Here is a 22970-nt window from a genome sequence, read left to right as displayed (position 1 = left end):
GGTAATATTTGATTGGGGTAAAAGAGTAGTATTTGACTTAATAATACATAAAAAATCTATTCTGGTATCCATGGGGGTTAATGTGATGACAAAGTATGATATTGATGTGAATGGTTCATTATTTGATTGGGACTTGGATAAGGGATCCATAACATTTGAAAATGATGAGGTTGTATTATTTTGGGTTAATACAGCGTTTAAAACGCTGATCGATTCCATCGAGGAAATAGCCGGGGAAAAAGAGGCAAGATTGGTCCTAGAGACAGCAGGCTACCGAACCGGCCTGATCGTCAGTGACTTTTATTTGAAATCCATCGGCAAACCGGAAGAAATCCTGGATAAACTCCCTAATACTTATGTAACGGCTGGTTGGGGAATTACAGAAATCTTATCGTATTCCATTGAAGAAAAAAAGGCAGTCGTGCAATTTTGCAATGGGTGGGAGTATAAAGTGAATGTTGCACAGGGAAAAGAAGAAGAAGGAACATTCATACCAGGTCATTGGGCTGGTGTACTGACTGGAATATTCGGCTCTAAAGTTTGGTACCGGGTGGTTAAAAGCCAGATCAGTGGTGACGACTGTAGCGTATATGAGTTTTTCGCATCCGATATTTCTCCTTCTTTGAATGTGAATGCTCTAATGGAAGAGCAAACCATAGCAGCCCAAGAAGAATTGGATCGTATTACGAAGCAGAGAACCGAAGTGTTATCCGAGATCATCAAAGAAATTTCTTCACCGATCATTCCTGTATTGGACTCGATTCTCGTGGTCCCTCTTGTAGGTCGCTATAATGAAATTCGAGCTGAAGAATTGCTGAATAAAACACTTCTCAATCTGCCGCGTTACAAAGCTGAATTCCTGATCATCGATTTGACCAGTCTCAGCAGGGTGGATGATTATACGTTATCTTTCATTCAGAAATTCGTAAGTGCAGCCTCCCTATTGGGAACTAAGTGTTTACTTGTGGGGATTTCTTCTGAACTGAGTATTAAGGTCACACAGAGGGGCTATCGGATGAACCATATTCCCTGCTTTTCAATCCTGCAACAGGGAATCAAATACGCCCTGGATCAATTAGGGATGGAGATCATCAAGAAGGTGTAGAGTATAAATAGGCAGGATCATTTCCTGCCTATTACTTGTACCCTAGCGTTGAATAGGATGCTCCATTTTCTTCTCATTGCAATGGGCTATCACATATTTTAAAAACTTTATGGTCTGCTTTACCCGGATCTCATTTAAGGCTGAATCAAATCCTTTCAACCCTGAACGGATGTTCATCGCTTCCCTAATCAGGCTATGCCACTCTTCAGGAAGCTCCTGCAATCCATACCGGCCGGCATCTTGCTTGGAAATGATCGACGCTTCTTTCAATGTGTAATATTGACGAAGAACTCCAAGGACCGACCACTCTATTTCAGCATCAATCATAGTGGTGGGATAATGCTTTACCTCCTCTAGAGATTCTTCGAAGGATTGAAGTCTTCCAGACCAATACGTATTCATATTATGAAGGACATATTGGTACAGTTCCTCTCTGGATGGTCCTGAAAAAGATGATGAAATTTCAGGTCCTATAACTCTAATCCCGTTATGCTTCACTAAATACCATGTGATAGGGTTAAAATTGAAATATTCCCCAAATTTTAATTCACCATTGTTATAGTATGCGTACATTTCGGTATCCTCTTCACAGCTTGGACCCATCTTCCCGAAATCTTCTTTTAAAATATATACCCCGTCCATTTCCGGCTTTTGAAACGTCTGCTGTAGTGTTGTATGAATACGATTAAGAGCGTCGTAATCTTCTGTGGTTAGTCGACGGTTGGTGATGGTAATAAAATCAATGTCACTGGAATCACTCACAAATGCACCGAGGGCAACGGACCCGTGTAAATACAATCCTTCGAGTGTTTCAGGTAAATATGTATTCAATAGTCTCATATATTCCTCCAGCACGCTGTTTACGATTCTTGGTACGTTTGCCATGTCATGTTTTCCTCCAATGAATGATTTTGTGCAAGGCTCTAGCATCTATAATCCTCAATAACCAATTATTTCAAATAATGGAAGGGCATTCAATAGATATTTTCATTTTGGTGTTAACTATATTGATTTTTCAACATCAAAAGGAGCATGACCCCTCTGAGGTCAAGCTCCTTACATGATGTCTTCTATTATCGATTCTGCTATTTTCTTTCCGTTCTGAATACAGGCGCCTATCCCCACGCCGTAGTAGGAGGCTCCGGCCAGTTTCACTCTTGGCATTTCAGTTGTGATCACCTTCTCCAAAGCCTGCACGGCCTGATTATGCGAAAGATGATAATTCGGCATTAAATCTTTCCAATTGGTCACCTCCACTGAAATGGGATCCGCATTGATTCCGACGCTCTTCTTAATATCGTCCAGTGCCACTTTTGTCAGTTCGTCCTCTTCTAAATGCTTTAACTGCCCGTAATGAGCATTCGAGCTCTTATAAAAAAGTCTTACCAGAAGATTATGATTTCGGGATGTGTGTTTCCATTTACGGCTCGTCCATGTACATGCATCGCACTTCACTTCGCTGCCTTTAGAAACAATAAACCCTGTACCATCAGCCGGGAGCTCCTCGTCAGGAACATTAAAACCCAGATAGATGGAGATCAAGGAAGAGTTCCTTAGGGTATTAAAATCTTCATTTAATGTTGCACGATTTAAAATCTGTTGAGTCACATCATGAGGTGTCGCAAAAATGACAGCATCTGCTTGAATGCTTTCATGTCCTTTTAACGTGAGCTCATATTTGTCAGCACTCATTTGGAGATTTGTTGTCGCTGTTCCTTTTAGGATCGTCGCATCACCGCACTCTTCTTCCAGACGGTCGATAATGGTGGATAATCCATGCCTAAAGGAAATGAACTTTTTATTGGAAGATCCCTTGAATTTCTGCTTGTTTGCAGATAATCCTTGGATGATGCTCCCATACTCATTTTTATAATCCAGAAGATATGGTAGAGTCGAGGCCATGGTCAGCTTATACAAGTTCCCAGAATACACCCCTGATAATACAGGTGCGATCTGATTTTCCACTAGTTCTTTCCCGAGGAATGCTTCCAGAAATTCTCCGATGGAGCTTTCCTTCGTGAATACAGTATTTTTCGTCTCCAGGTCCAGAAGGGCCGCTTTCTTTCCGGCTTCAGAAATCAGAGTGCTTTCATTAAGTGCTTCTATGCTCATGGGAATACCGAAGATTGTATCTGGAGGTATTCTATGCAGTTCACCATTTGTGTATATGTAAGATGTTCCTGTTTCGTTATAGACCAGTTCGTTTTGAAGTTGAAGGTCATTGACCAATGGAAGTACTCCCTCATTACGGGCTACAATGGAATCTGCACCAGCTTCCATAATAAAGTCACCTTCCGTTATCGTCCTGATCTTACCACCGAGCTGTTGATCCCGTTCAATTAATACTAACTCAATATCCAGATTTTGTTCCCTGGATATCTTTTGCAGATTATAGAGAGCCGTTAAGCCTGTAATGCCCCCACCTACGATAACCACTTTCTTCATACCATTCACTCCATTAATTACGTGTATGTATACAGATTATCATGTTTTAGGCAGATTAGAAAAAGAAACTGTGTCTGAAAAAGGAATATGATATGTAATTAGAATAAGGACATCATTTTTTGATCCTGGTGCCACGCTTAATTCAAAGTTGACAACTAGGAATAGTTTGATATAACATATAATAGAATTCTGATAACCACATAGCCACTTATCCAGAGAGGTAGAGGGACTGGCCCGATGATACCTCAGCAACAGATTCTAATTTCTAGAACACTGTGCTAAATCCACAAGCGTCAAGCTTGAAAGATAAGTTGAAGTTTTTTCCGTTAAAGCCTTCTTCTTATCTTACTAGGAAGTAGGCTTTTTTACATGAAAAAGTCTCTTTCTCTGTTTATTCATATTATAAGAGGAGTGATCATAATGGGAGAAAATCTCCAGGAAGCAATTAATAAAAGAAGAAATGAGTTAATTAACAAATTGGTCGTCCATAACATTTTCAAAAAAGGAAATAAACAATTATTCGAGCTGACACTTAGAGAACTTGAGGATGAGTATCACTATATTCAGAAGGATTGCCATCCGCATAGTGATGTCGGCTCTATTCACTGGAAAAATTGCACGAAGTTAACCAGTTAGAAGCCTGGTTTATCTTTTCGGAAATGGCCAAACAATAAAATGACGCGGGCCTATGGCTCACGTCATTTCAATAGTTATTGAGCGTTTACCTCAACTGCATCCTTCTTATAATAAGCTGCAAAGATTTCCGCAAATGCTTCGGTGGAATTATATAATTCCACTAAGTTATTTTCCACTCCGCCAAACTCAAGGAGCATCGCCCTTTCTGTTAGATCCTGATTGTAGACCCCATTTCCTTCTGCTTTTGTTTTAACGAATACCCCCCTGCTGATTCCAGGGTACTTCTCTTCTAATTTAGCATTTAATTCTTTCGCGATTTTGAGATTCTTTTCAAAATTCTTATTTTCTTTCCCTACGATGAAAAATAGGCGTGCATAGTCCTTGCCATTGATCGTTTTGGTCGTAATATTTCGGGGTTGGGAGTCCCGGTGAATATCTATTAAATAGGTTAAATCGTCATCTTGTGCAAGGGCTTCTTGAACCAATCCCCTTGTCAGCTTATAGGATTCAAAATAGGTCCATGATTTGTTTTTCAATGCTTGGTTTACATCTGTCTTGTCTTGCACTGCCCCGATTCCTCGTGATTCGAGTTCCTGTTTCAATTTTGAACCAACCGCAATGACATTGACCTTTTCATTCGTACTGGCCGGATCTTTTGAATCGTTGTTTTTAATTAGAGGGCTAAAGGCTTCCCAGCTGTGGGAGTGATAAATGAACACAGACTTTTCTTCAATCTCCTGCACACCGTCACCTGAGTTATGATTGGCTTGATCGACTTGGTTCTGATCGATTTCCTGATCCTTCAGCTGGTCCTCCGTTGGAGCTGGCGACTCATTAGGTAAATTGGTAATGTCCGTCCCTTTACCGGCAACGGCTATATGCGTATGATAATTTTCTATTCCAGGGATTTCTCGTCCAAATAGACTCCTTGGGTCAAGCAGTGATACATTCGTAACGCTTTCCAACCAATCAAAGTCGGTATTCATGGCCTCTTTATTCTCGATGCGCAGACCTGTCATTTCCTGTGACAGAAGCATAAGGAATGTCTCTTTCGGTACAAGCTCTGATACCGAAGTATAGAAAAGGCTGTCCACCCTCAATTTAATGGCCGTCGACGAAATCAGCCATACCATGACATACATCATGATGATCCCTATCAATACTACCCGGATGACGGCTTTCATAGATACGAATACTAGCGGGACTAAGCTATTATTATTTCGAGACTTATACGACATCATCAGTACCCCTATATAAAGTATTTAATAGTTAACTTTATGCAGAGTGTCGATAGAGTAGAAGGTTTTTTCAGGATTCGGTCTGATTTCCTATAGGACAGGACACAAATGGAAAATCATTTTTCTAAAAACGACCTGAACGTAAACAAAACGCATGATGAGATGCGTCTTTGGTTTATCGCCCATTCACTTCATATGCAGCCCTTATACCGGATTCCACCGCACCTTCTATCCAACCATGAAAAGAAGAGGTGTGTTCCCCTGCAAAATGGATCCTGCCTTCGGGTGTACGGACATAATCCCCGATGTCAGCTGCCTGACCAGGTGTATATAGAGTGAAACATCCTGCCGAGAAAGGATTTCTGCTCCAATTATAAACAAAATAATTCAGTAGTTCTGTATAAACCCGATTTCCATAAACCCTGGAAAGATCCTTCAACACTTCTGAAATGATTGCTTCCTTCGATTTACTATTCCATAAGAGAGCGTTTTGACCCCAACTGTAGCTTGCCAGCATCACACCAGGTTTGTTGCTCCCTATGTCATGACTTGGCATATAAGTAAATCGGGTGGGAAGATCGGATACAATGTTTCCGTAATTCATTTCCTCCCAAAAACGACTTCTGAACTCGATACCGATTTTTACAGATGGAATATTGGTCACTTCACGGATCGCCTGCCATTTTTTGAAAGAAATCGATTTATATGGGACGACATCAATAAATTGAAAAACGGTAAAAGGAACAGTGACAATCACATAGTCAGCTTGATACTCCCTATACGTCCCATCCAAGGGGTTAATCGTTTGAACGACGACACCCGATTTAGACTGAATGATACGGGTCACTTTTTGATTCATGAAAATATTGGACTGTAGCTCACCCATTAATGAATACGGCAATCGGTCATTCCCACCTGTTATTTCATAAAACTTCGTCTCTTTTCTAAAGATAGGAAATATAATATCTTTTAATATATCAACAAATGAAAATTCAGGAAATCCTTCGATTCCGAGAATGACATTTATTTTCCTGATGGCATTCAACGATAAGGATTTTCCAAACGGGTTGTTGGACAGGAATTGCCCCACTGAATAATTCGAATACTTTTTTATTAAGTTCAATTGTTCACTGTGTTCACTGTTATTATACAAATCTATAAAAGGCTTGGTGGCTTCAAGAAAGACCTCAGAAGCGGTTTTTCCTCTTTCACTTTCGGGGAGAGGATATTGCAGAATATCCGGATCAGCTTCGTACTCTTTTCTCGTCACTAAAATGTTATTTACTAAAAACAAGTCTTTAGAAGAGGAATTTTGAAATGGTTGAAATGGCAGATTGAATTTACGTATATACTCAAATACCAATCGATGGTTATCGGGGATCCTCATGGCACCGGCATCCAAATAATTCCCGGAGGTAAATGGCTTCCGAACGGTATAAATCCTTCCCCCGATCCTTTGGTTTCCTTCAAGAATCACGACATTATGCCCGGCCTTATTTAAAGTCGAGGCTGCAACCAGTCCACTCATCCCGGCCCCTATGATGATAATCTTTTTGGATGTGGAGGGGTTTAATCCCTCTCGAATGATGGAAAGCATATCATCCGGATACTTCAATTCTAAAGGGGAACCCCTCATTAATCGATCGTCCATTCTTCACCTACCTCCCTTGCTCTTTCATCATATGAATTCATCTAGGGAGGTATACATTTGTTTCCTGTGACATAATGATCATTTCCAGTTGTTTTCAGAACGCATGTTTCTATTTATCCAATTCTATGTTATACTTGAAGTTCAATGGGTCTACGAGACTGTATTTAGTCAATCCCTCTAGCAAGTAGAAGGGAGACATGTTAAATGTCACTTGAAAATATCGTAACCATGCTCAAGACTCTTAAGGAATTCAAGGAAAGTGAGATTGTTCATACGATTTCTGACCATGAGCACTCACCTGTTATGACTGTTACTTACCATCTGGACAGGGAATGTTTTCGCATTATTTATGTGGATACAATGAAAGTGGAAGAATTTACTGATATCAGCCTATTGGCGTCGACTATAGAAAGTGTAGTACTGCTTGAACCTTCAAGATAACGTGAAACGAACTGCCTTTACTCCGGTAATGGCAGTTTTTTGTATATGTATCATGATCCTTTATGGTACTCTAAAGATAAAAAGGAGCTAGACCATGTCGTTTTATCACCAACCATACATACGGTCAGTGTCGCTCAAGAGAGAAGACCTCCCCTCATTACACTCTTATCCTTTTAATATTCCAAGTATACGTTACTTAAAGGATCTTTCCCTTCATCCAAATGTCACGTTCATCGTCGGAGAAAATGGAATGGGTAAATCCACGTTATTAGAAGCTATTGCCATGGCCATTGGATTTAACCCTGAGGGAGGGTCGCTTAATTTTACTTTTTCTACGTATGATTCCTACTCAAACCTGGATCAATACATGAAGGTGGTAAGGGGGATCGATCGTCCTCAAGACGGTTTTTTCCTAAGGGCGGAAAGCTTTTATAATGTAGCGACGAATATTGAAGAAATGGACCGGGACCGTTTAACAGCTCCAAAGGTAATCGACTCGTTTGGAGGGAAATCCCTGCATGAGCAATCTCACGGGGAAGCATTCTTTTCGACCTTCATGAACAGATTTCGAGGAAAAGGTCTTTATATCCTGGATGAGCCGGAAGCTGCGCTTTCTCCTTTGAGGCAACTATCCATGCTTTCCCGCATACATGAACTGGTCAATGATCATTCTCAATTTATTATCGCTACTCATTCTCCCATCTTAATGGCCTATCCTTCATCGAACCTCATTCAGCTAACGGATAATGGGTTAAGTGAAGCAAATCTTGAGGACACAAGTCACTATCAGATCATGAAGCAATTTTTTGAAGATCGGGAACGAATGCTGTTCCATTTATTAAAGGAGGAAGAATGAGAGGTCCGTCCCTCACAAACAAGCATACCCTATTATTGGGTATGCTTGTTTTTCGCCTTAAAATGAAGGAAGTTCACTGAGATTATTTTCTTTCAGCCCGTCCGGCTCACTTCGTATGACATCCCTGCCATAGCGATGAATCACATCGACATGGGCGAGCTTTCCGGCTTTTGCCTCTTCTAGAGCGGTTATATAATCCAGTTCCCGACCACTCTCGGTCTTGAAGGCGATAAGGTCATTGTCATTATTTCTTCTGACAGCAACAATTTGTTCTGCCCCTGTAGAAAGTTCATCAGCTATTTCCATTTTCGCCTGAACCTTACCTTGTTGCTTGTATTCTTCATAAATTTGTTCAAAATTCTTATTTTCCATTGTACTCACCTCCCGAACATACGTTTAGTATTTGCGTTCCATTCCATCCATATGTACGGACTGACTAATGTATTTGTAGAACATAGAGTGTGTATTTTATTATAAATAAAATGAAGAGTGCCGTTCATACAGCACTCTTTTTACGCCTAATTCAGTTTATCCAGTGCATTATTCAGCAATATTCTCTGATTTTCAATCGATTGAAGGGCATCTTCAATATTTCTTTTATATATAGAGAGAATACTCTGACCATAGGTAGTTCCTGGAACAGCCCACTTTCCATTCAGGTCCGTCCAGTTCGCTGCAGAACCTCTTGTGACCAGGGTAAACCGCGGGTCCACAAGTGGTGCTCCTTCAGGGAGTGGTTTAGTCGATGCATACGCGTAAAGGTGCTGGATATGAGCAAGTACCCCCTGTTCAGGCGTGGTGAATGAAGCCCCATCATTTCCGGGTCCGGTGGTACCAATCCCTGCATAGTTATTTTGAGAAGGTTTCACTTGTCCTGTGAATCTGAAATAATTGGTTTCATGAATGGCTTGTGCATATGCGATATCTCCCCGGATGCCGTAAAGGTCCCCATAGAAAGTGTAAAATTTCCCCACTAAGGGTGCGGAAGGATTCACTGCTTTCACAAATTCATCTAATTGTTGGGCTTGGATAATAGATGTTCCCATAATGGAATAATCAATACCAGGAGGCTGTGGGGGCTTAGTAGGTTCTGGTGGAACGGTTGGCGGAGGGTCCGTCGGCACAGGAGCCGGCACAGCCTCTTCTCTTAAAAGGAAGGCATCGATCCCCACCCGGCTTAATGCTATTATTTGATCTTCTGCATTTTCCCTCACTGAAAAAGCCCCAGTTTGAACCCGGAAATACGTTTTGCCGGAAACGACTACCACATCTATAAACGCTTCAAATGAAACAGCTTTCAACTCTTTCACCCGGTCTTCTGCATTCTTCCTTTCTGTAAATGACCCTGCGATCACTTTGAAAAGTGGCTGATTGCCCGAAACTTTTGCCGGGAGTGCAAGTGCTTTGGCAACGCCTTTTGCAAGCGAAATTCCTACTGCCTGTCTGAACTTTGTATCATTCAAGAGCGCAACGTCCTTTGGATTGTCAACAAACAACACTTCCACCAACACCGATGGTATTTTGGTTTCACGGAGCACATGAAAATTTGCTCTCTTCTTCCCTCTATCTGTTACGTTGAATGGCTGAACGGCTTCTATTACTTTTTCGTGGATGGTTTTTTGAAATGATAAAGTCTGTGTCGGTACACTCCCATTGTATACATAGCTTTCAAACCCTGTCCCTCCACCTGCATTATGATGGATGGATAAATACAAATCCAGGTTCGAGCGATTGGCAAGGTCGGATCTATCTGAAAGAGATAAGGTTTGATCCCCGGTCCTCGTCATTAACACCTTCACATTGTAATTCGACACTAAATAATCCCTGACCACAACGGCCGTCAAAAGATTGAATTTCTTTTCTTCGTTTCCTTTATATGTGGCACCAGGATCAGATCCTCCATGTCCCGGATCAATCATGATGGTTTTCAATTAATTTCCTCCTAAGAGCTTGACATATAGTACTATATTCACAAATGGACAAGCATGCTTGGACAATTTCCTATCGCCACCTCTCTTCAATATAAAAAAGGTTCCCTGCTAAGGAACAGGAAACACTTTTTTACGGACGATTCTATATTCATGGAGGGGACTTTCTTATAGGGTTTAGTTTTTCTTTCTCTCTATTGTATTGCGAAAAACACGATCTTATTCACTTTATTCATTATCATTGTATTTCTTGACCGGCGGAGTTCCATACTGTGTTCGCTTCGATTTTTTCAGTATGAACTGTTGATCTTATAATCATTGTTTTTTACCTTAATATGGGGCCTTAGGGTTACCCCAAACTGTGCAACGTACGGATTCGAGAGGGAAGGAGATCCCCATTCAAAATTGGCATGAGTTACGGATGGACTGAGAAAAAGGTATTGTATTATTTTTCTTGCCAATGCATCACCTCCATAGAACACTTTATGTCGAAAGTGTCGGGTTGGTGAGGACAAGCAACTCAAATTTTTTAAAAATGGACAACTTTTTTCAGGTTATCATTCCTTACCATCATATCTGATTGAATGTTTTTCTAAAATAAACGAATGATAAATATAGAACAATTATGATGGGAGGTATTCAGTTGAAAAAATATGCGGTTTTATTGCTCGTTGTGATGGCGTCACTCTTTTCATTGCCTGGGGTGGCAGCGGCCAAGCAGGATTCCTGTATAAGTGAAGCAAGTATGAAGGCCCGGGAAGATATGAGGACATTATGGACCGACCATGTCTTCTACACAAGGAATTACATCATAAGTGCAGTGGATGGGTTGGAAGATACTGATATAGTACTGGCAAGGTTGCTTCAGAACCAGAAAGATATCGGAAATGCGGTAAAACCCTATTATGGGGAAAAAGCAGGTAACCAATTAGCGGATTTATTGACAGAACATATTGTACTTGCGGGAAAAATCGTAGAAGCTGCAAAAGGTGGCAAATCAGCTCAAGTAGAACAGCTTAATAAAGAATGGTATCGAAATGCCGACGATATTGCCCGATTCTTAGCAAGCGCCAATCCCTATTGGCCTGAAAAAAAATTAAAAGATTTGCTATACATGCATCTACAGTTCGTGACCGATGAAGCAGTGGCACGGATTAAAAAAGATTGGAAAGCTAATATCAAAAGCTTTGATGATGGTAGAGCACATATCCTTCATTTGTCTGATTCTCTATCTGATGGAATCGTGAAGCAATTTCCTGATAAATTTTAATGAAAGGAGCTGGGAGTATCGTTTCCCAGCTCCTTTTAACATTTTATTCCTATCGTTATCTTATCTCTTCCACTTCAATTTCCTTGATGATGCGGGCAGGATTACCACCAATCACTACGTTGGATGGAACATCTTTTGTCACAACAGCACCAGAAGCAATGACTACATTATCCCCAATGCTCACTCCTGGGTTAATGATTGCTCCGCCGCCAATCCAGCAGTTGTCCCCGATAGTGACAGGCTTACCAAATTCAGGTCCCTTATTTCTCTCTATGGGATTTACAGGATGAGTAGCTGTGTATATATGTACCCCGGGTGCAAGCATACAATTATTTCCGATACTGACTTTGCACACATCCAATATCACGCAGTCAAAATTAGCAAAGAAATTGTCTCCTACGTGAATGTTATATCCATAATCGCATCGAAAGTTTGGTTCTAAATAAACGGTTTCTCCCGTTGAACCGAATAGCTGTTTTAGTGTAGAAACTCTTTTTTCCCCTTCTTCCTCCGTTGTAAGATTTAACTTTCGCGTTAAATAGCGGGCTCTTTTTCTCTCTTCGATTAATTGTGGATCCCAGGGTTCATAAAGTTCACCCTGGAGCATTTTTTGTTTTTCCGTTTCCATGTAGACCTCCATCAATAAGTAGCTTTGAATTTATATTATCTAATCTTTTTATGATGTGCAAGCGATTGCATCATCGCTGGATTTTACCTATTTGAGTTATTGGATTGACAATACGTAAATGGGGCTATCCCCTAACTTAGGTAAGAGATAGCCTGGCCAGATGAAAGTATACCTTTGTCTTAGAAGGACAACTGACAGAAGTACCATCGAATGGTTACTCTTTAGTTATTATCAACCGAAGAATACCCGACTTTATTCTGAACAAGGTCATCGACTCTTTTTTCCTGACTAATTCGCAGGGCTGTGGCGTATAGGAGCTGCACACCTTTTTCGATATCATCCATCTCGGCAAACTCTAAAGGGTTGTGACTGATCCCTTTTTCACAGCGGACAAAGATCATTCCATAATCACTGATATAGGACATAATCAGGGCATCATGGAACGGTCCGCTCATCAAGGTAGGAGAATCGAAACCGAGCTTCTCGTCTTCTTCTTTCATGACTTTTTTGATCCAATCTGCACAATACCTTGGTTCACTTCTTGTATCTTCATTGATATCGTATTTGAGATGATAAGTAGAAGCGGTTTCTTCGATCAGTTGATAAAGTTTTTGCTCGAGTTTGGTCCGTGCTTCAAGATCGATATCACGCAGGTCAATTGTAAACTCTACCTTTTCAGCAATAATGTTTCTGGAATTTGGAAACACCTGCATACTTCCCACTGTCCCAACCGTTGTATCGGTTCCTTCTTCTTTAACCAGTTCATCGAATTTGCGAATAATTTCTGATGCACCGACAAGAGCATCCTGTCTCATTTTCATCGGAACGGATCCGGCATGGCCGGCAAATCCTTCGAGTGTTATCGTCAACCAAATAGGCCCTGAAATTCCTGAAACAATTCCTACCGGCTTATCTTTTCCTTCAAGCACTGGTCCTTGTTCGATATGAAGCTCCAGGAAGGCGGCGATATCTCCCTTTTTATATACAGGGCTTTGTGTCAGGTCTGTATCGACACCAAACTCCTTCAGTGCTTCCCTTCTTGTAACCCCAGCCTTGTCTTTTCGCTCAAGTTCACCCTCCTCAAGCATTCCTGCCAAAGCCCTTACGCCAAAGATGCCTTTATTGAAACGGCTTCCTTCTTCATCAGAAAAACATATCACTTCAATGGTCCGTTCAGGAATGATTCCATTGTCCATCATGGTATGAACCACTTCGATTGCTCCCAGCGCTCCCGCCGTCCCATCGAATCTGCCCCCATAAGGCTGTGAATCGATGTGTGATCCAAGAATAAGGATTGGTTTAGTATTATCCTTTCCTTCGAGCCTGCCAATCAGATTACCAAATCCATCAATCTTTGTCGTTAAACCAGCCACTTCCATCCACTCATTAACTTTGTCCACGCCCTGCCGATCCTCTTTCGAGTGAGCCAGGCGGCAAACGCCAGTTTCTCCAATTTTTCCGATTTCAGCTAACTCTTGCAGATGATGGTTTAATCTTGTTCGATTGATCGTCAATAGAATCATCCTTTGCAAATAAATTTTAGACTTATTACCATTGTACGGTCTATTGTCCCGCTAATCATTAGACAAATTGTCAATGAATAGTGAAGCAAGAAAGGAGCAGTAAGGATCTATACTCACTTCAAATCTTCCTTATAAAAATAGGTTCCCTGCCTTGTCAACTTTATCCTTCTTCCTTTTAAAAATAAAAAAAGAGAGGGGAATCCCCTCTCCAAAAATTGCCTCGTCAGTAGTTTGCTGTCCTTTTGGAATGCTGAACTGAATAAATCAGCATTCCAAAGAAAACGAGTACCGCTCCAAGAATCAAACCGAGTGAGACAGTTGCGATTGATAGCATCTTGAAGAATACGCTCACTGCAACGACCATATAAAGTACGGCAAGCATCCGCTTGACGATGACGCCTGAGAATCGTTTGAGCTGGATGGAACCGATCGGTGTCCCGATCAAAGCACCGATGATCAGCAAAATTCCGTGGCGATAGTCAAGTGACTCCCCTGTGTACATATATGAGGTGATCCCGGACAATACGATAATGGAAGCAGCAGATATACTGGTTCCAATTGCTTTGTTCAGATCAAGTTTGAGCCATTTCGTAAGTAAGGGAGTCATGACAAATCCCCCGCTGACACCCATTAGGGATGAAATCATTCCCGTGAATAAGCCTATGACGGGAGCTGCAAAGACCCCTTTAGGCTTCGAGTCCTGTTGTCGTTTACTTAAAAACTGGTAAGAAAACCAACTTAATATGGCAATATAGACAATTGAGATGAACGTCGATGCCCCGTTGATGGCATCAAGCCATTTTACAAATGGTACAGTCACTACAGAGCCTATGACTCCGAAAACTCCAAGGAAAACCGCTAACTTTTTGGACACATTCTTTAAACGGAGATGTGACAGTGTACCTGTTACCGTAGATCCCAGAGTAAGCATCAAGGATAATATGATGGCCTGACTAGGCTCATAACCAAGGACCAGTAAGGTAGGAGTCAGAACAATTCCGCCCCCTATCCCGAAAAAACCTGAGATGACACCGATGACGGCGCCACCTATCATAAATAAAATCCATTCCATGTCGTACGTCACTTCCTTCATAGAACATTATACCTCTATATAAGTTATAATAGAAATGAATAATGATAATATAGTCGATTACGTTTATTAATGGAGGTATATGATGCAACTGGACTGGATCCGTACGTTTGTCACTCTTGCCCAACTTCAGCATTTCACCAAGACAAGTGAATACCTGAATTTATCTCAACCTACTGTCAGCGTCCACATTAAAAAGTTGGAGCAAGCCCTTGGTGCAGCACTCATTCACCGTTCCTCCACCAATCAGCTGTTTGAATTGACGCCTGCAGGTGAACGGGTATTTGAGCAAGGGAAAGAGATGCTGGAACTATGGAGGACAATGGAACAAGTGAATCAAGCAAAGCAGGAAATTCAATTACGGATTGGTTCCACTCACACCGTCAGTGATGTTTTGCTTCCCGATTTTGTCAAAAAGATCAAGGTCTTGTACCCTCAAGTCCGTTTACAATTGATGATTCACAATCACGAGACGATAGTGGAAGCTTTGAATACAAACAATCTCGATCTTGCCCTCGTAGAAGGAACAAAAGGTTTAGAGCCCTTTCAGGTAGAGGTGATCAGTCGGGATGAGCTCCGCTTCTTCGCTAGCAACAGGATGAACCTCCATTCCTCCCCCTTCATCCTCAGGGAAAAAGGATCTGGGACGAGGGAATATGCGGATGAGTTCTTAAAGTCAGAGCGAATCGTACCGGTTGAAGTCCTTGAAGCAAGCAGTCATTTCTTAATCAAACAACTTGCTGTAAGGGGACTCGGGATCGCATTTCTTTCAAGCTCCATGGTCAAAGACGAGGTGCTCCAAGGCAAACTCGTCCCCATTGAGCCATATATTGTCCACCGCCCCATTTATGCGGTTCATCCTGAAACAGCGACTTCAGATCCAGTTATAAAGGAACTGATATCCTTGATTGAGCATCCAAATTAAATAGAGGGACGGACCTTGTTTTCAAGGTCCGTCCCTCTTTGTTTAGCCGTTTTTTTCTTCTGAGCGATCTACGACAGCTGCACCGACAATGTCGCCGGTTACATTAGATGCTGTTCCACCCATTCCAATTATGGCATCGACTCCTGCAATGAGGGCGACTATTTCGAGTGGTAAACCGAACATCGTTAAGACCGCAGATAATGTAACCAACCCTGCAGCAGGAACTCCAGATGTTCCTATAGACAGTAAAGTCCCGACCAGCACAATCATCAACAGGTCGGTAACGGAAAGGTGCAGGTTCGTCACATTTGCTGCGAATACAATCGATACACCCATTCGTAAAGCTCCACCGTCTGAATTAAAGATAGCGCCTAATGGTAACGCGAAATTCGCCGTTTTCTCAGAGATCCCCGCTTTTTTGGCAGACTGAATGGCTACCGGTAAAGATGCGATACTGCTGGATGTAAAGAAAGCAGTGCTGTATGCTTCTTTCGTCTGTTTGAAGAAAGTGATGACAGAGTTACCTGTCAACTTTAAGAATCCAGCATATACGACAACCCAAAGAAGAAGAAGTCCAAGATAAAAGACCCCGACAAACTTCAGTAGGGATTGGATTGTTTCCCACCCCTGCTGACCAAATGTAGCCGCACTGATGGCAAACACCCCGATGGGAGCATAAGCCAACACCCCTCTAAGAAGGATATAAAACATTTCGTTAAAGGCTGTAAAAACTTTATCCAATAGTCCCCCATATTCCTGCATCTTGCTATCTGCAGAAAATTTCATCCATGAAATGGCTATCCCCATGATGATGGCCAGGAACATAATGGCCAGTGTATCCCCCCCGGCAAAAGCCTGGAACAGGTTATCAGGAATAATTTGCAGCAAAACATCCCCAAACTGCGGTGCTTGCGGTTCTTCCACTTGCGTATTAGGCAGTTCCAAATTGGTTCCAGGGTTGAACAGGAACGCCAAACCAAGACCAATGAAGACAGCGGCTGCCGTGGTGGCTGCATAATAAAGAATCAGCTTCCACCCCATCCGACCAAGCTGCCTCATACTCATCTTGTTCACTGCTTGTACCACGGTGAGGAATATCACTGGAATGGCAATCAAGCTAAGAAGGTGAATAAGTACCGTCCCAAATGGTCTCAGGATCTCAGCATCTGATTTAAAGACGAGACCGACGATGATCCCTAAAAGGAACCCGACGGACATCTTCAAAACAAAAGGCACTTTCATATATTGCTTCCATATGTACTTCATTTCATCTACGTCCTTACCTATATTTTTTTCAGATATTCATTATATCACTTTTACAGGAATAGGGACGGACCTTGTTTTCAAGGTCCGTCCCCCACAATTAAAAGTCTCTTACTCTTTTCTCCGCTTTTCCATTTCACTTTTATAATCATCATAATTGCCACTGTAGCTTTTTAATGTGTAATCTTCAACGGCAATGATCCTTTGTGCCATTCTATTGATAAAGTAGCGGTCGTGGGAGATGAAGAAAATGGTACCACTGAATTCGTCCAGGGCTTCCTCAATCGTTTCGATCGTATCGATATCCAGATGGTTCGTCGGTTCATCCAGAATCAATAGATTAATATCCTTAAACAGTAACTGAGCAAGTTTTAATCGGATTCGTTCTCCCCCTGAAAGGTGTTTTACTTTCTTGAACACACTTCCTTTGTAAAACATGAACTTTGAAAGGTATTCCCGCGCCTTTCCTTCCAGAATAAAGATGTCTTCCCGGAAAGCATCTAGAACGGTGGCTTCTTCGTTCTTAAATGTAATGATTTGAGGTAAATAGGCCGATTTTACATTTGCTCCAAACTGGATGACGCCTTCATCAGGTTGATCTTCGCCGATGAGCATCTTTAGAAAAGTGGTTTTTCCGCATCCATTTGGCCCAAGCATTCCCACTCTTTCTCCGTGACGCACCATGATATCACTATTGGTAAATATCAATTTATCCCCAAACTGTTTCGACAATCCAACTCCTTTAATGGTCTCTTTACCCGATCTTCCCGAAGCTTTCACGTCAAGCTGCATGTTCCTTCTTTCAAAAACGGGTTTATCAATATGCTCGATCTTGGATAACTTTTTCTGAACGCTTGCGGCCCTTTTAAAGAACTTCGTATTATCCGCTCTCATTGCCCAATCTCGTAAGCTTATGACCGTATTTTCCAATCGTTTGATCTTCTTTTGCTGCTCTTTGAAATGTTCGTATTGGATTCTCATATTCTCTTCTTTTTGAAGCACAAAAGAACTGTAATTCCCTTTATAGGAAATCGATTTCTTATCTTCAATTTCCACAATTTTCGTGACTACATTATCTAAGAAATAGCGATCATGGGAGACAATGAGGACCATACCTTTATAGCTCTTCAGGTAACCCTCCAGCCATTCGATCGATGACATATCCAGGTGATTCGTCGGTTCATCCAGGAGCAGGATGTCCGGCTGATGGATCAACAGCTTCCCTAACCCGACGGTTGTTTTTTCTCCTCCGCTTAACAAGTCAAAGTCACGCTCTAACAGGCTTTCTGTAAGCTGCAGTCCCGTACAGACCTTGCTTACCTTCTCATCCCTCTCATAACCACCCTTTACTTCAAATAATTGAATGAGGTTACTATATCGGTCCATTGCTCTAGCAAGGTCATTCCCTTCCAGCACACTCATGTCATGTTCCAATTTGCGCATATCTGATTCAATTCGATCCACTTCCTCAAATGCTGAATAAAGGACATCCCTCGCCTTCAATCCTGCTGGGTATTTTGGCGATTGTTCAAGGTAGGCACTAGTTGCGCCATTCGAGATGTGGATGAGACCTTCATCGTATCCGTAGCTTGAAGTCTGGGGGTACCCAGGATAATAATTCATGGGCTCTATGCCTGCAATCACCTTTAAGACTGTACTTTTTCCGGATCCATTCTCCCCGACGAATCCCACTTTGTCTCCTTGAAAAACTTCAATTGAAACATCTTCAACAACAAGTGTCGCTTCCATATATTTTTTGATTCCATTAACTTTTAACTCCAACATATACTTCCCTTCTTTCATTAACATGAAGTTACGCTAGTTATGGACAGGTTAAAAAAGGCTTACTTCTATTCACTTATGCAATAAAAAAAGACCATAAGAAGGGAATCCTTCCTACAGTCTTGTATCATAATCAACATCTGATCCATAAAAAAGACACACCAAGTCATACAAATTACTGCTGACGTCGCATTCCTCTTCATGAAAATATCAACTTGATATCAGGAAAGTAAGTTTCCTTCTAATTGCCTGATCCCATAAAGAGCATAACAAATAAACCCATCTTCCATAGGCACTTTTAGCTCCATACAAAATCCGTATTAATTTAAAAATAAATTAATCAGCAATTAGTTGGTTCCATAAACTTACTATCCCTCCCCGCAACATTTTCATTATTATCTCATTATTAGATAATTTTGTAAATAGAGGGACGGACCTATATTTCTAAAAGTCAGGTCCGTCCCTCTCTAAAACCATCACTTGCCTATAAAGCCGCCTTCTGATTTGATCAATTGTCCTGTAATCCATCTGGATTCTTCACTGGCAAGGAAGTTGATCAGTCTTGCAGCGTCTTCTGGTTCCCCGATACGGCCGCTTGGAAACATGGGGAGCAAATGATTTCTGATTTCATCAGTGATCCACCCTGAATCTGTCGGGCCGGGATCGATTGAATTTACTGTGATCCCAACAGGAGCAAGTCCGACTGATAGCGGTTCCGTTATGGCAATCAACATTCCTTTTGACGCAATATATGCTAAATTATTTGGGTCCGGTCCTTTAGAAACCATGTTGATAATCCGACCATGACTGTCCCCCGGGAAAGCGCGCTCATATCGCCTTGCAAATTCCATTGTTAACAATATAGTACCGCTATTGTTCACCTGGTAATGCTTATCAAGAATGCTTTTATCAAGTGTACGGAAGTTTGCCGGCGCTTCGTATGTTGCATTGTTCACTAATATTGCAGGTGTGCCTAGAATTTCCTGTACTTGGTCCATCAATCGTAAAGGAGCTGTTTCATCACTTAGATCCAGCTCCATATGAGCAGCACGCACTCCCGTATTGAGTAACTCCTCACATAGAAGTTGAGGAAAGCTATGTTCTACTCCTGTTCCACTCATATCATCAAATGAACTCAAATGAGTAAAAAAGACATCAGCACCTGCACGTGCAAGCGAACGACAAATGGCTGCCCCAATGCCCTTGTCCCGGCTTGCTCCCGTCACGATGGCTATTTTACCTGTCAGATTGGTCATAATATGTTATACCTCCTATTAATAGAAGAAAAGATACTCGTTAGTCCCCTAAATATTTTCATAGATTTCCAGTAACGCACCCTCAGGATCACGAAAATGAGCGACCTTCATCCCCCACTCCAATTTCTCCATGGGACTGGTGATGAATTCCACCTTTTCTTTCAGTTTTTCATATGTATCCTCGACACTCGCCACCTCAAAAATTAAAGCAAAACGTTCACCTTGCTCCCCTCCTACAATGTATCCGGAGTTGAGGGCATCCGTCATCTGTTTCCTCTCAAATATCCCTAAGTGTGTTTGTCCAACTTTAAATTGTCCATACAGGGAGTTTTCATCACCCCACGATACTTCAAAGCCCAGGACGTCTCTGTAAAAAAGAAAGCATTTTCTATAATTGTCCACCAATAATCTGGTATGTGTTAATTTCAATTCAAAAACCTCCCTTAACGATCTATTTCTACCAATTATTTCAAACCACTTTATTTCTGGCAATCTTTTTATAGATTTCAAATAGATTTCTAAAGTGAAGAACTAGTTTGAAATTACAAAAAGCCCAGTCAACCTAAACTGGACTTTCTGAAATGGTGAAAGTTTCAAGTTTGCCAGGGTCCCATCATTGCCCTGTCCCTCCACCTGAATCCCGTCCGCCACCCATGGTGTAGTTACGGTCTTCCCCTGGTTTCGCTCCGGGGTCTATGCCAGGTGTGTGGCGGTCGTTCCCTCTTCGCTTGCGTCTGATGTCAATGGCTAACGCAAATACTAAGGTTCCTGCAATTAAAACAAAAAACCACAGCATTTATATCTCCCCCTTATCATCATATGTTGAGGATGGAATTCAAATGCAGTCCTCGTTTCAGATATGATCAGGCAGTGAAAATGGTTATTCGTTCGTAGCAGTCTTGGAAAATATATCTGATTAATGTTCCGCGAAGGTCTTTCTGAATCCATAAAACGGTCTGTATCCTTTTTGTTCATAATAGGTATGAGAAGACGTGTTGGTCAGCATCTCAATTCTCGTCTTTGGAAATAGCCCATGAACGTATTTGAGCATAGCATCTCCGATTCCCAACCCGCGGAAATCTGCGTGGACCAGCAGTTCACAAATAAACAATGTTACAGATTGATCCGTAAGTCCTCGGATATAGCCGATGACACGCCCATTACACTCTGCTACATATGCAATGTTCGAATGCTCCCAAGCATCCTTTGTACTTTCCATGTTTTCCACTAGATTATTCCATTTTTCTTCTCTATTTAAAGTATGTATATTGAAAAAGTCCTCCGTTTCGTATGCCCTTATTTCTATGTGGTTTTCATTTTTCAAGCGTATTTGCATCTTGAATTTCCTCCCCATTGTTTAGTCCGATAAAATCTCTCTAACTCTCTACCAAAATACTTCATTCCAACGTTCATCAAAAAATAAAAGAAAGTTATGACTTTACTTTAACATAATTATCCATCCACTCGGATGTTTTTAAAAAAAGAAGCTCAATCATCAGATTGGCTTCTTTTACTCCTATCAATTCCATTCCACTACAGGCTTGTCGATTTGAGGTGGAATCCCCAATTCTTCACCAGCGGCAAATATCAATTCTTTTCTAAAGTAGTAACTAATATGGTGCACAATCTTCCCATTCTCCACTTCCTGGTACTGGATATCATGAATTTCAGGTCCATTCGTACCCTCAGAAAGCATGACTATGACATGACGGCCCCATAAGCAGTATTCCACAGCCCTCATACCAGGGAGACCATATTTCATGGATCCGGAACGCATCTCCCCCTTGCTGTATTCCTGGAAACCGAGGACAGCCTCATTGTGGGCTTCTTCACTGATTAATGCCATAACAGCTTCAATATCACCTTCATTCATTGCATTCAGGTAGGCTTGGATGACAGGATGAGTGTCAGATACCGGATGTTGAGACCTGCTCTCGAGTAGGTCGACAGATTGCAACTTCTCTTTCATCCGACGGACCGTTGCATAGACCGCTCCCGGAGTGGTCCTGACCATCCCTGCCACTTCCCTGGCATCGAATCTGAACACTTCTTTTAACAGAAAGACCGACACCTGCCTCGGGTAAAAAAGATCAAAAAGGATGTGTAAGGCTTCCTCTGCCTCCAGACCATCTGTGAAGTTTTCTTGAGGAAGTTCATCTTCCTCAAGGAGACCGACATGTCTTTTTTCTTTACGGCACTGGTCAATCCACGTGGTTGTCGCCATTCGATACAAATAGGCTTTCGGGTTAGTCGGGTGCCAACGCTGGTAATAACCTCCGAATGCTTTTAGCATGGTATCTTGAAATAAATCCTCTCCATCCCAGGGTGAGCCCGTTAAATAACGACAATACCTCCACAAGCCTTCTTTGAATTCTTCGATCATGGAATGGAATTCCATCGCCAATTCCCTGTTTTTTTCCGTAAAAGATTCTTTCATTTTTCCCTGCATGGTCATCCCCCTCTATTTGATCATTCATATGTAAAACGTTTAGACAATGCAAAATTATACGGAAACAACCAAAATATTTTTTGAAAAAAACTATATATCCCTTTATATTTTACCATAATATTCAAAATACTAGCATAATAGAAAAAGAGGGACTCCCCGATTAGGAAATCCTCCTATAAAAATTGATTACTAATATGTGCATTCAATTCTTCCGTTCATTTCCCCTTTTAAAATTACCCGTCACTTTTGCCATAATTAACTGCATCCCTTTTTCATCATGGGCTTCTTTCATTTTCTTCAAGAATTTATCCGCTTCTCTTCCTTTTAAGCTTTTCACCTGCTTACCTTCATACTCGATAAATACGGTTTGATCTTTGAGGACCCGGTATTGAAAAGGAGAATCATCCAGTCGGTTTCGTTTATCGATATTGTCCATCCCTTGTTTTCCCTTCTTTTCATAATTGTTCGTGTGTTTCTTTTTAGG

23 protein-coding genes and 1 riboswitch are annotated in these 22970 nt (G+C 41.5%); of the genes, 6 read left to right on the top strand and 17 right to left on the bottom strand.

Annotated elements, in window-relative coordinates; genetic code table 11:
- Positions 1-85 precede the first annotated feature (85 nt).
- On the top strand, positions 86-1105 hold the full coding sequence (locus M1J35_RS13745) for an STAS domain-containing protein (RefSeq protein ID WP_254651481.1): 1020 nt from the start codon (positions 86-88) through the stop codon (positions 1103-1105).
- A 42-nt stretch (positions 1106-1147) separates the two neighbouring features.
- Here the strand turns inward: M1J35_RS13745 and M1J35_RS13740 are convergent, their stop codons facing one another.
- Both M1J35_RS13740 and M1J35_RS13735 read right to left on the bottom strand, forming a co-directional pair.
- Positions 1148-1990 (bottom strand): aminoglycoside adenylyltransferase domain-containing protein, encoded by an 843-nt coding sequence (locus M1J35_RS13740; RefSeq protein ID WP_254651480.1) that lies wholly within the window; start codon positions 1988-1990, stop codon positions 1148-1150.
- A gap of 171 nt (positions 1991-2161) precedes the next feature.
- Positions 2162-3550 (bottom strand): protoporphyrinogen oxidase, encoded by a 1389-nt coding sequence (locus tag M1J35_RS13735; RefSeq protein ID WP_254651479.1) that lies wholly within the window; start codon positions 3548-3550, stop codon positions 2162-2164.
- A 205-nt stretch (positions 3551-3755) separates the two neighbouring features.
- Positions 3756-3863: riboswitch (SAM riboswitch) on the top strand.
- 107 nt (positions 3864-3970) lie between these two features.
- On the opposite strand from M1J35_RS13735, the gene M1J35_RS13730 reads away from it, so the two are divergent.
- Positions 3971-4186 (top strand): Fur-regulated basic protein FbpA, encoded by a 216-nt coding sequence (locus tag M1J35_RS13730; protein ID WP_254651478.1) that lies wholly within the window; start codon positions 3971-3973, stop codon positions 4184-4186.
- A 74-nt stretch (positions 4187-4260) separates the two neighbouring features.
- On the opposite strand, the gene spoIIP is transcribed toward M1J35_RS13730, so the two are convergent.
- Positions 4261-5427 (bottom strand): stage II sporulation protein P, encoded by a 1167-nt coding sequence (gene spoIIP, locus M1J35_RS13725; protein ID WP_254651477.1) that lies wholly within the window; start codon positions 5425-5427, stop codon positions 4261-4263.
- 172 nt (positions 5428-5599) lie between these two features.
- The gene (locus M1J35_RS13720; protein WP_254651476.1) at positions 5600-7075 is read right to left on the bottom strand and encodes a flavin monoamine oxidase family protein; all 1476 of its coding nucleotides are present in this window, start codon (positions 7073-7075) and stop codon (positions 5600-5602) included.
- 204 nt (positions 7076-7279) lie between these two features.
- On the opposite strand from M1J35_RS13720, the gene M1J35_RS13715 reads away from it, so the two are divergent.
- Positions 7280-7516, top strand: a complete 237-nt coding sequence (locus M1J35_RS13715) for a hypothetical protein (protein WP_254651475.1) — start codon at positions 7280-7282, stop codon at positions 7514-7516.
- Positions 7517-7610: 94 nt separating this feature from the next.
- Positions 7611-8372 carry an AAA family ATPase gene (locus M1J35_RS13710; RefSeq protein ID WP_254651474.1) on the top strand — a complete coding sequence of 254 codons (762 nt, stop codon included), beginning with the start codon at positions 7611-7613 and terminating at the stop codon, positions 8370-8372.
- 57 nt (positions 8373-8429) lie between these two features.
- Here M1J35_RS13710 and M1J35_RS13705 read toward each other — a convergent pair whose 3' ends face one another.
- Entirely contained in the window at positions 8430-8744 is a 315-nt protein-coding gene (locus tag M1J35_RS13705) for a DUF3892 domain-containing protein (RefSeq protein WP_229595126.1), read from the bottom strand.
- 146 nt (positions 8745-8890) lie between these two features.
- Positions 8891-10303 (bottom strand): N-acetylmuramoyl-L-alanine amidase, encoded by a 1413-nt coding sequence (locus M1J35_RS13700; RefSeq protein WP_254651473.1) that lies wholly within the window; start codon positions 10301-10303, stop codon positions 8891-8893.
- Positions 10304-10928: 625 nt separating this feature from the next.
- Between M1J35_RS13700 and M1J35_RS13695 the strand changes: the two genes are divergently transcribed.
- Complete coding sequence (locus M1J35_RS13695; RefSeq protein ID WP_371928760.1) at positions 10929-11570, top strand: glycosyltransferase; 642 nt, start codon at positions 10929-10931, stop codon at positions 11568-11570.
- Between the two features lie 55 nt (positions 11571-11625).
- On the opposite strand, the gene M1J35_RS13690 is transcribed toward M1J35_RS13695, so the two are convergent.
- From M1J35_RS13690 to M1J35_RS13680, 3 genes are all read right to left on the bottom strand, one after another.
- On the bottom strand, positions 11626-12198 hold the full coding sequence (locus M1J35_RS13690) for a sugar O-acetyltransferase (RefSeq protein WP_254651471.1): 573 nt from the start codon (positions 12196-12198) through the stop codon (positions 11626-11628).
- Between the two features lie 221 nt (positions 12199-12419).
- Positions 12420-13721 (bottom strand): M20 family metallo-hydrolase, encoded by a 1302-nt coding sequence (locus M1J35_RS13685; protein ID WP_254651470.1) that lies wholly within the window; start codon positions 13719-13721, stop codon positions 12420-12422.
- A gap of 223 nt (positions 13722-13944) precedes the next feature.
- Entirely contained in the window at positions 13945-14814 is an 870-nt protein-coding gene (locus M1J35_RS13680; protein ID WP_254651469.1) for a sulfite exporter TauE/SafE family protein, read from the bottom strand.
- A gap of 79 nt (positions 14815-14893) precedes the next feature.
- Between M1J35_RS13680 and M1J35_RS13675 the strand changes: the two genes are divergently transcribed.
- A complete protein-coding gene (locus tag M1J35_RS13675) occupies positions 14894-15736 on the top strand; it encodes a LysR family transcriptional regulator (protein ID WP_224520062.1) in 843 nt (280 codons plus the stop codon).
- A gap of 42 nt (positions 15737-15778) precedes the next feature.
- Here the strand turns inward: M1J35_RS13675 and M1J35_RS13670 are convergent, their stop codons facing one another.
- The 8 genes from M1J35_RS13670 to M1J35_RS13635 form a co-directional block, all read right to left on the bottom strand.
- Complete coding sequence (locus M1J35_RS13670) at positions 15779-17002, bottom strand: dicarboxylate/amino acid:cation symporter (protein ID WP_254651468.1); 1224 nt, start codon at positions 17000-17002, stop codon at positions 15779-15781.
- Positions 17003-17110: 108 nt separating this feature from the next.
- Positions 17111-18784, bottom strand: a complete 1674-nt coding sequence (gene abc-f / locus M1J35_RS13665; RefSeq protein ID WP_254651467.1) for a ribosomal protection-like ABC-F family protein — start codon at positions 18782-18784, stop codon at positions 17111-17113.
- A 473-nt stretch (positions 18785-19257) separates the two neighbouring features.
- The gene (locus tag M1J35_RS13660; RefSeq protein ID WP_224520065.1) at positions 19258-20037 is read right to left on the bottom strand and encodes an SDR family oxidoreductase; all 780 of its coding nucleotides are present in this window, start codon (positions 20035-20037) and stop codon (positions 19258-19260) included.
- Between the two features lie 48 nt (positions 20038-20085).
- A complete protein-coding gene (locus M1J35_RS13655) occupies positions 20086-20466 on the bottom strand; it encodes a VOC family protein (RefSeq protein WP_254651466.1) in 381 nt (126 codons plus the stop codon).
- 184 nt (positions 20467-20650) lie between these two features.
- Positions 20651-20833 carry a hypothetical protein gene (locus M1J35_RS13650; RefSeq protein ID WP_229595114.1) on the bottom strand — a complete coding sequence of 61 codons (183 nt, stop codon included), beginning with the start codon at positions 20831-20833 and terminating at the stop codon, positions 20651-20653.
- Between the two features lie 120 nt (positions 20834-20953).
- Positions 20954-21373, bottom strand: a complete 420-nt coding sequence (locus M1J35_RS13645) for a GNAT family N-acetyltransferase (protein ID WP_224520068.1) — start codon at positions 21371-21373, stop codon at positions 20954-20956.
- Positions 21374-21556: 183 nt separating this feature from the next.
- Complete coding sequence (locus M1J35_RS13640) at positions 21557-22486, bottom strand: RNA polymerase sigma factor (protein WP_224520069.1); 930 nt, start codon at positions 22484-22486, stop codon at positions 21557-21559.
- A 202-nt stretch (positions 22487-22688) separates the two neighbouring features.
- Entirely contained in the window at positions 22689-22922 is a 234-nt protein-coding gene (locus M1J35_RS13635) for a hypothetical protein (protein WP_224520070.1), read from the bottom strand.
- Positions 22923-22970 lie beyond the last annotated feature (48 nt).

The organism is Rossellomorea sp. KS-H15a (genome assembly GCF_024195245.1).
Classification (GTDB): Bacteria; Bacillota; Bacilli; order Bacillales; family Bacillaceae_B; genus Rossellomorea; species Rossellomorea vietnamensis.
The sequence above is the reverse complement of the archived record's forward strand: the minus strand, read 5'-3'. Positions and strand labels throughout refer to the sequence as shown.

Bases quoted from the DNA above. Each gene is read 5' to 3' on its own strand.
- M1J35_RS13745 (WP_254651481.1), top strand. From the start codon at position 86: ATGACAAAGTATGATATTGATGTGAATGGTTCATTATTTGATTGGGAC.
- M1J35_RS13740 (WP_254651480.1), bottom strand. From the start codon at position 1,990: ATGGCAAACGTACCAAGAATCGTAAACAGCGTGCTGGAGGAATATATG.
- M1J35_RS13735 (WP_254651479.1), bottom strand. From the start codon at position 3,550: ATGAAGAAAGTGGTTATCGTAGGTGGGGGCATTACAGGCTTAACGGCT.
- M1J35_RS13730 (WP_254651478.1), top strand. From the start codon at position 3,971: ATGGGAGAAAATCTCCAGGAAGCAATTAATAAAAGAAGAAATGAGTTA.
- spoIIP (WP_254651477.1), bottom strand. From the start codon at position 5,427: ATGATGTCGTATAAGTCTCGAAATAATAATAGCTTAGTCCCGCTAGTA.
- M1J35_RS13720 (WP_254651476.1), bottom strand. From the start codon at position 7,075: ATGGACGATCGATTAATGAGGGGTTCCCCTTTAGAATTGAAGTATCCG.
- M1J35_RS13715 (WP_254651475.1), top strand. From the start codon at position 7,280: ATGTCACTTGAAAATATCGTAACCATGCTCAAGACTCTTAAGGAATTC.
- M1J35_RS13710 (WP_254651474.1), top strand. From the start codon at position 7,611: ATGTCGTTTTATCACCAACCATACATACGGTCAGTGTCGCTCAAGAGA.
- M1J35_RS13705 (WP_229595126.1), bottom strand. From the start codon at position 8,744: ATGGAAAATAAGAATTTTGAACAAATTTATGAAGAATACAAGCAACAA.
- M1J35_RS13695 (WP_371928760.1), top strand. From the start codon at position 10,929: ATGGGAGGTATTCAGTTGAAAAAATATGCGGTTTTATTGCTCGTTGTG.
- M1J35_RS13690 (WP_254651471.1), bottom strand. From the start codon at position 12,198: ATGGAAACGGAAAAACAAAAAATGCTCCAGGGTGAACTTTATGAACCC.
- M1J35_RS13685 (WP_254651470.1), bottom strand. From the start codon at position 13,721: ATGATTCTATTGACGATCAATCGAACAAGATTAAACCATCATCTGCAA.
- M1J35_RS13680 (WP_254651469.1), bottom strand. From the start codon at position 14,814: ATGAAGGAAGTGACGTACGACATGGAATGGATTTTATTTATGATAGGT.
- M1J35_RS13675 (WP_224520062.1), top strand. From the start codon at position 14,894: ATGATGCAACTGGACTGGATCCGTACGTTTGTCACTCTTGCCCAACTT.
- M1J35_RS13670 (WP_254651468.1), bottom strand. From the start codon at position 17,002: ATGAAGTACATATGGAAGCAATATATGAAAGTGCCTTTTGTTTTGAAG.
- abc-f (WP_254651467.1), bottom strand. From the start codon at position 18,784: ATGTTGGAGTTAAAAGTTAATGGAATCAAAAAATATATGGAAGCGACA.
- M1J35_RS13660 (WP_224520065.1), bottom strand. From the start codon at position 20,037: ATGACCAATCTGACAGGTAAAATAGCCATCGTGACGGGAGCAAGCCGG.
- M1J35_RS13650 (WP_229595114.1), bottom strand. From the start codon at position 20,833: ATGCTGTGGTTTTTTGTTTTAATTGCAGGAACCTTAGTATTTGCGTTA.
- M1J35_RS13645 (WP_224520068.1), bottom strand. From the start codon at position 21,373: ATGCAAATACGCTTGAAAAATGAAAACCACATAGAAATAAGGGCATAC.
- M1J35_RS13640 (WP_224520069.1), bottom strand. From the start codon at position 22,486: ATGCAGGGAAAAATGAAAGAATCTTTTACGGAAAAAAACAGGGAATTG.
- M1J35_RS13635 (WP_224520070.1), bottom strand. From the start codon at position 22,922: ATGGACAATATCGATAAACGAAACCGACTGGATGATTCTCCTTTTCAA.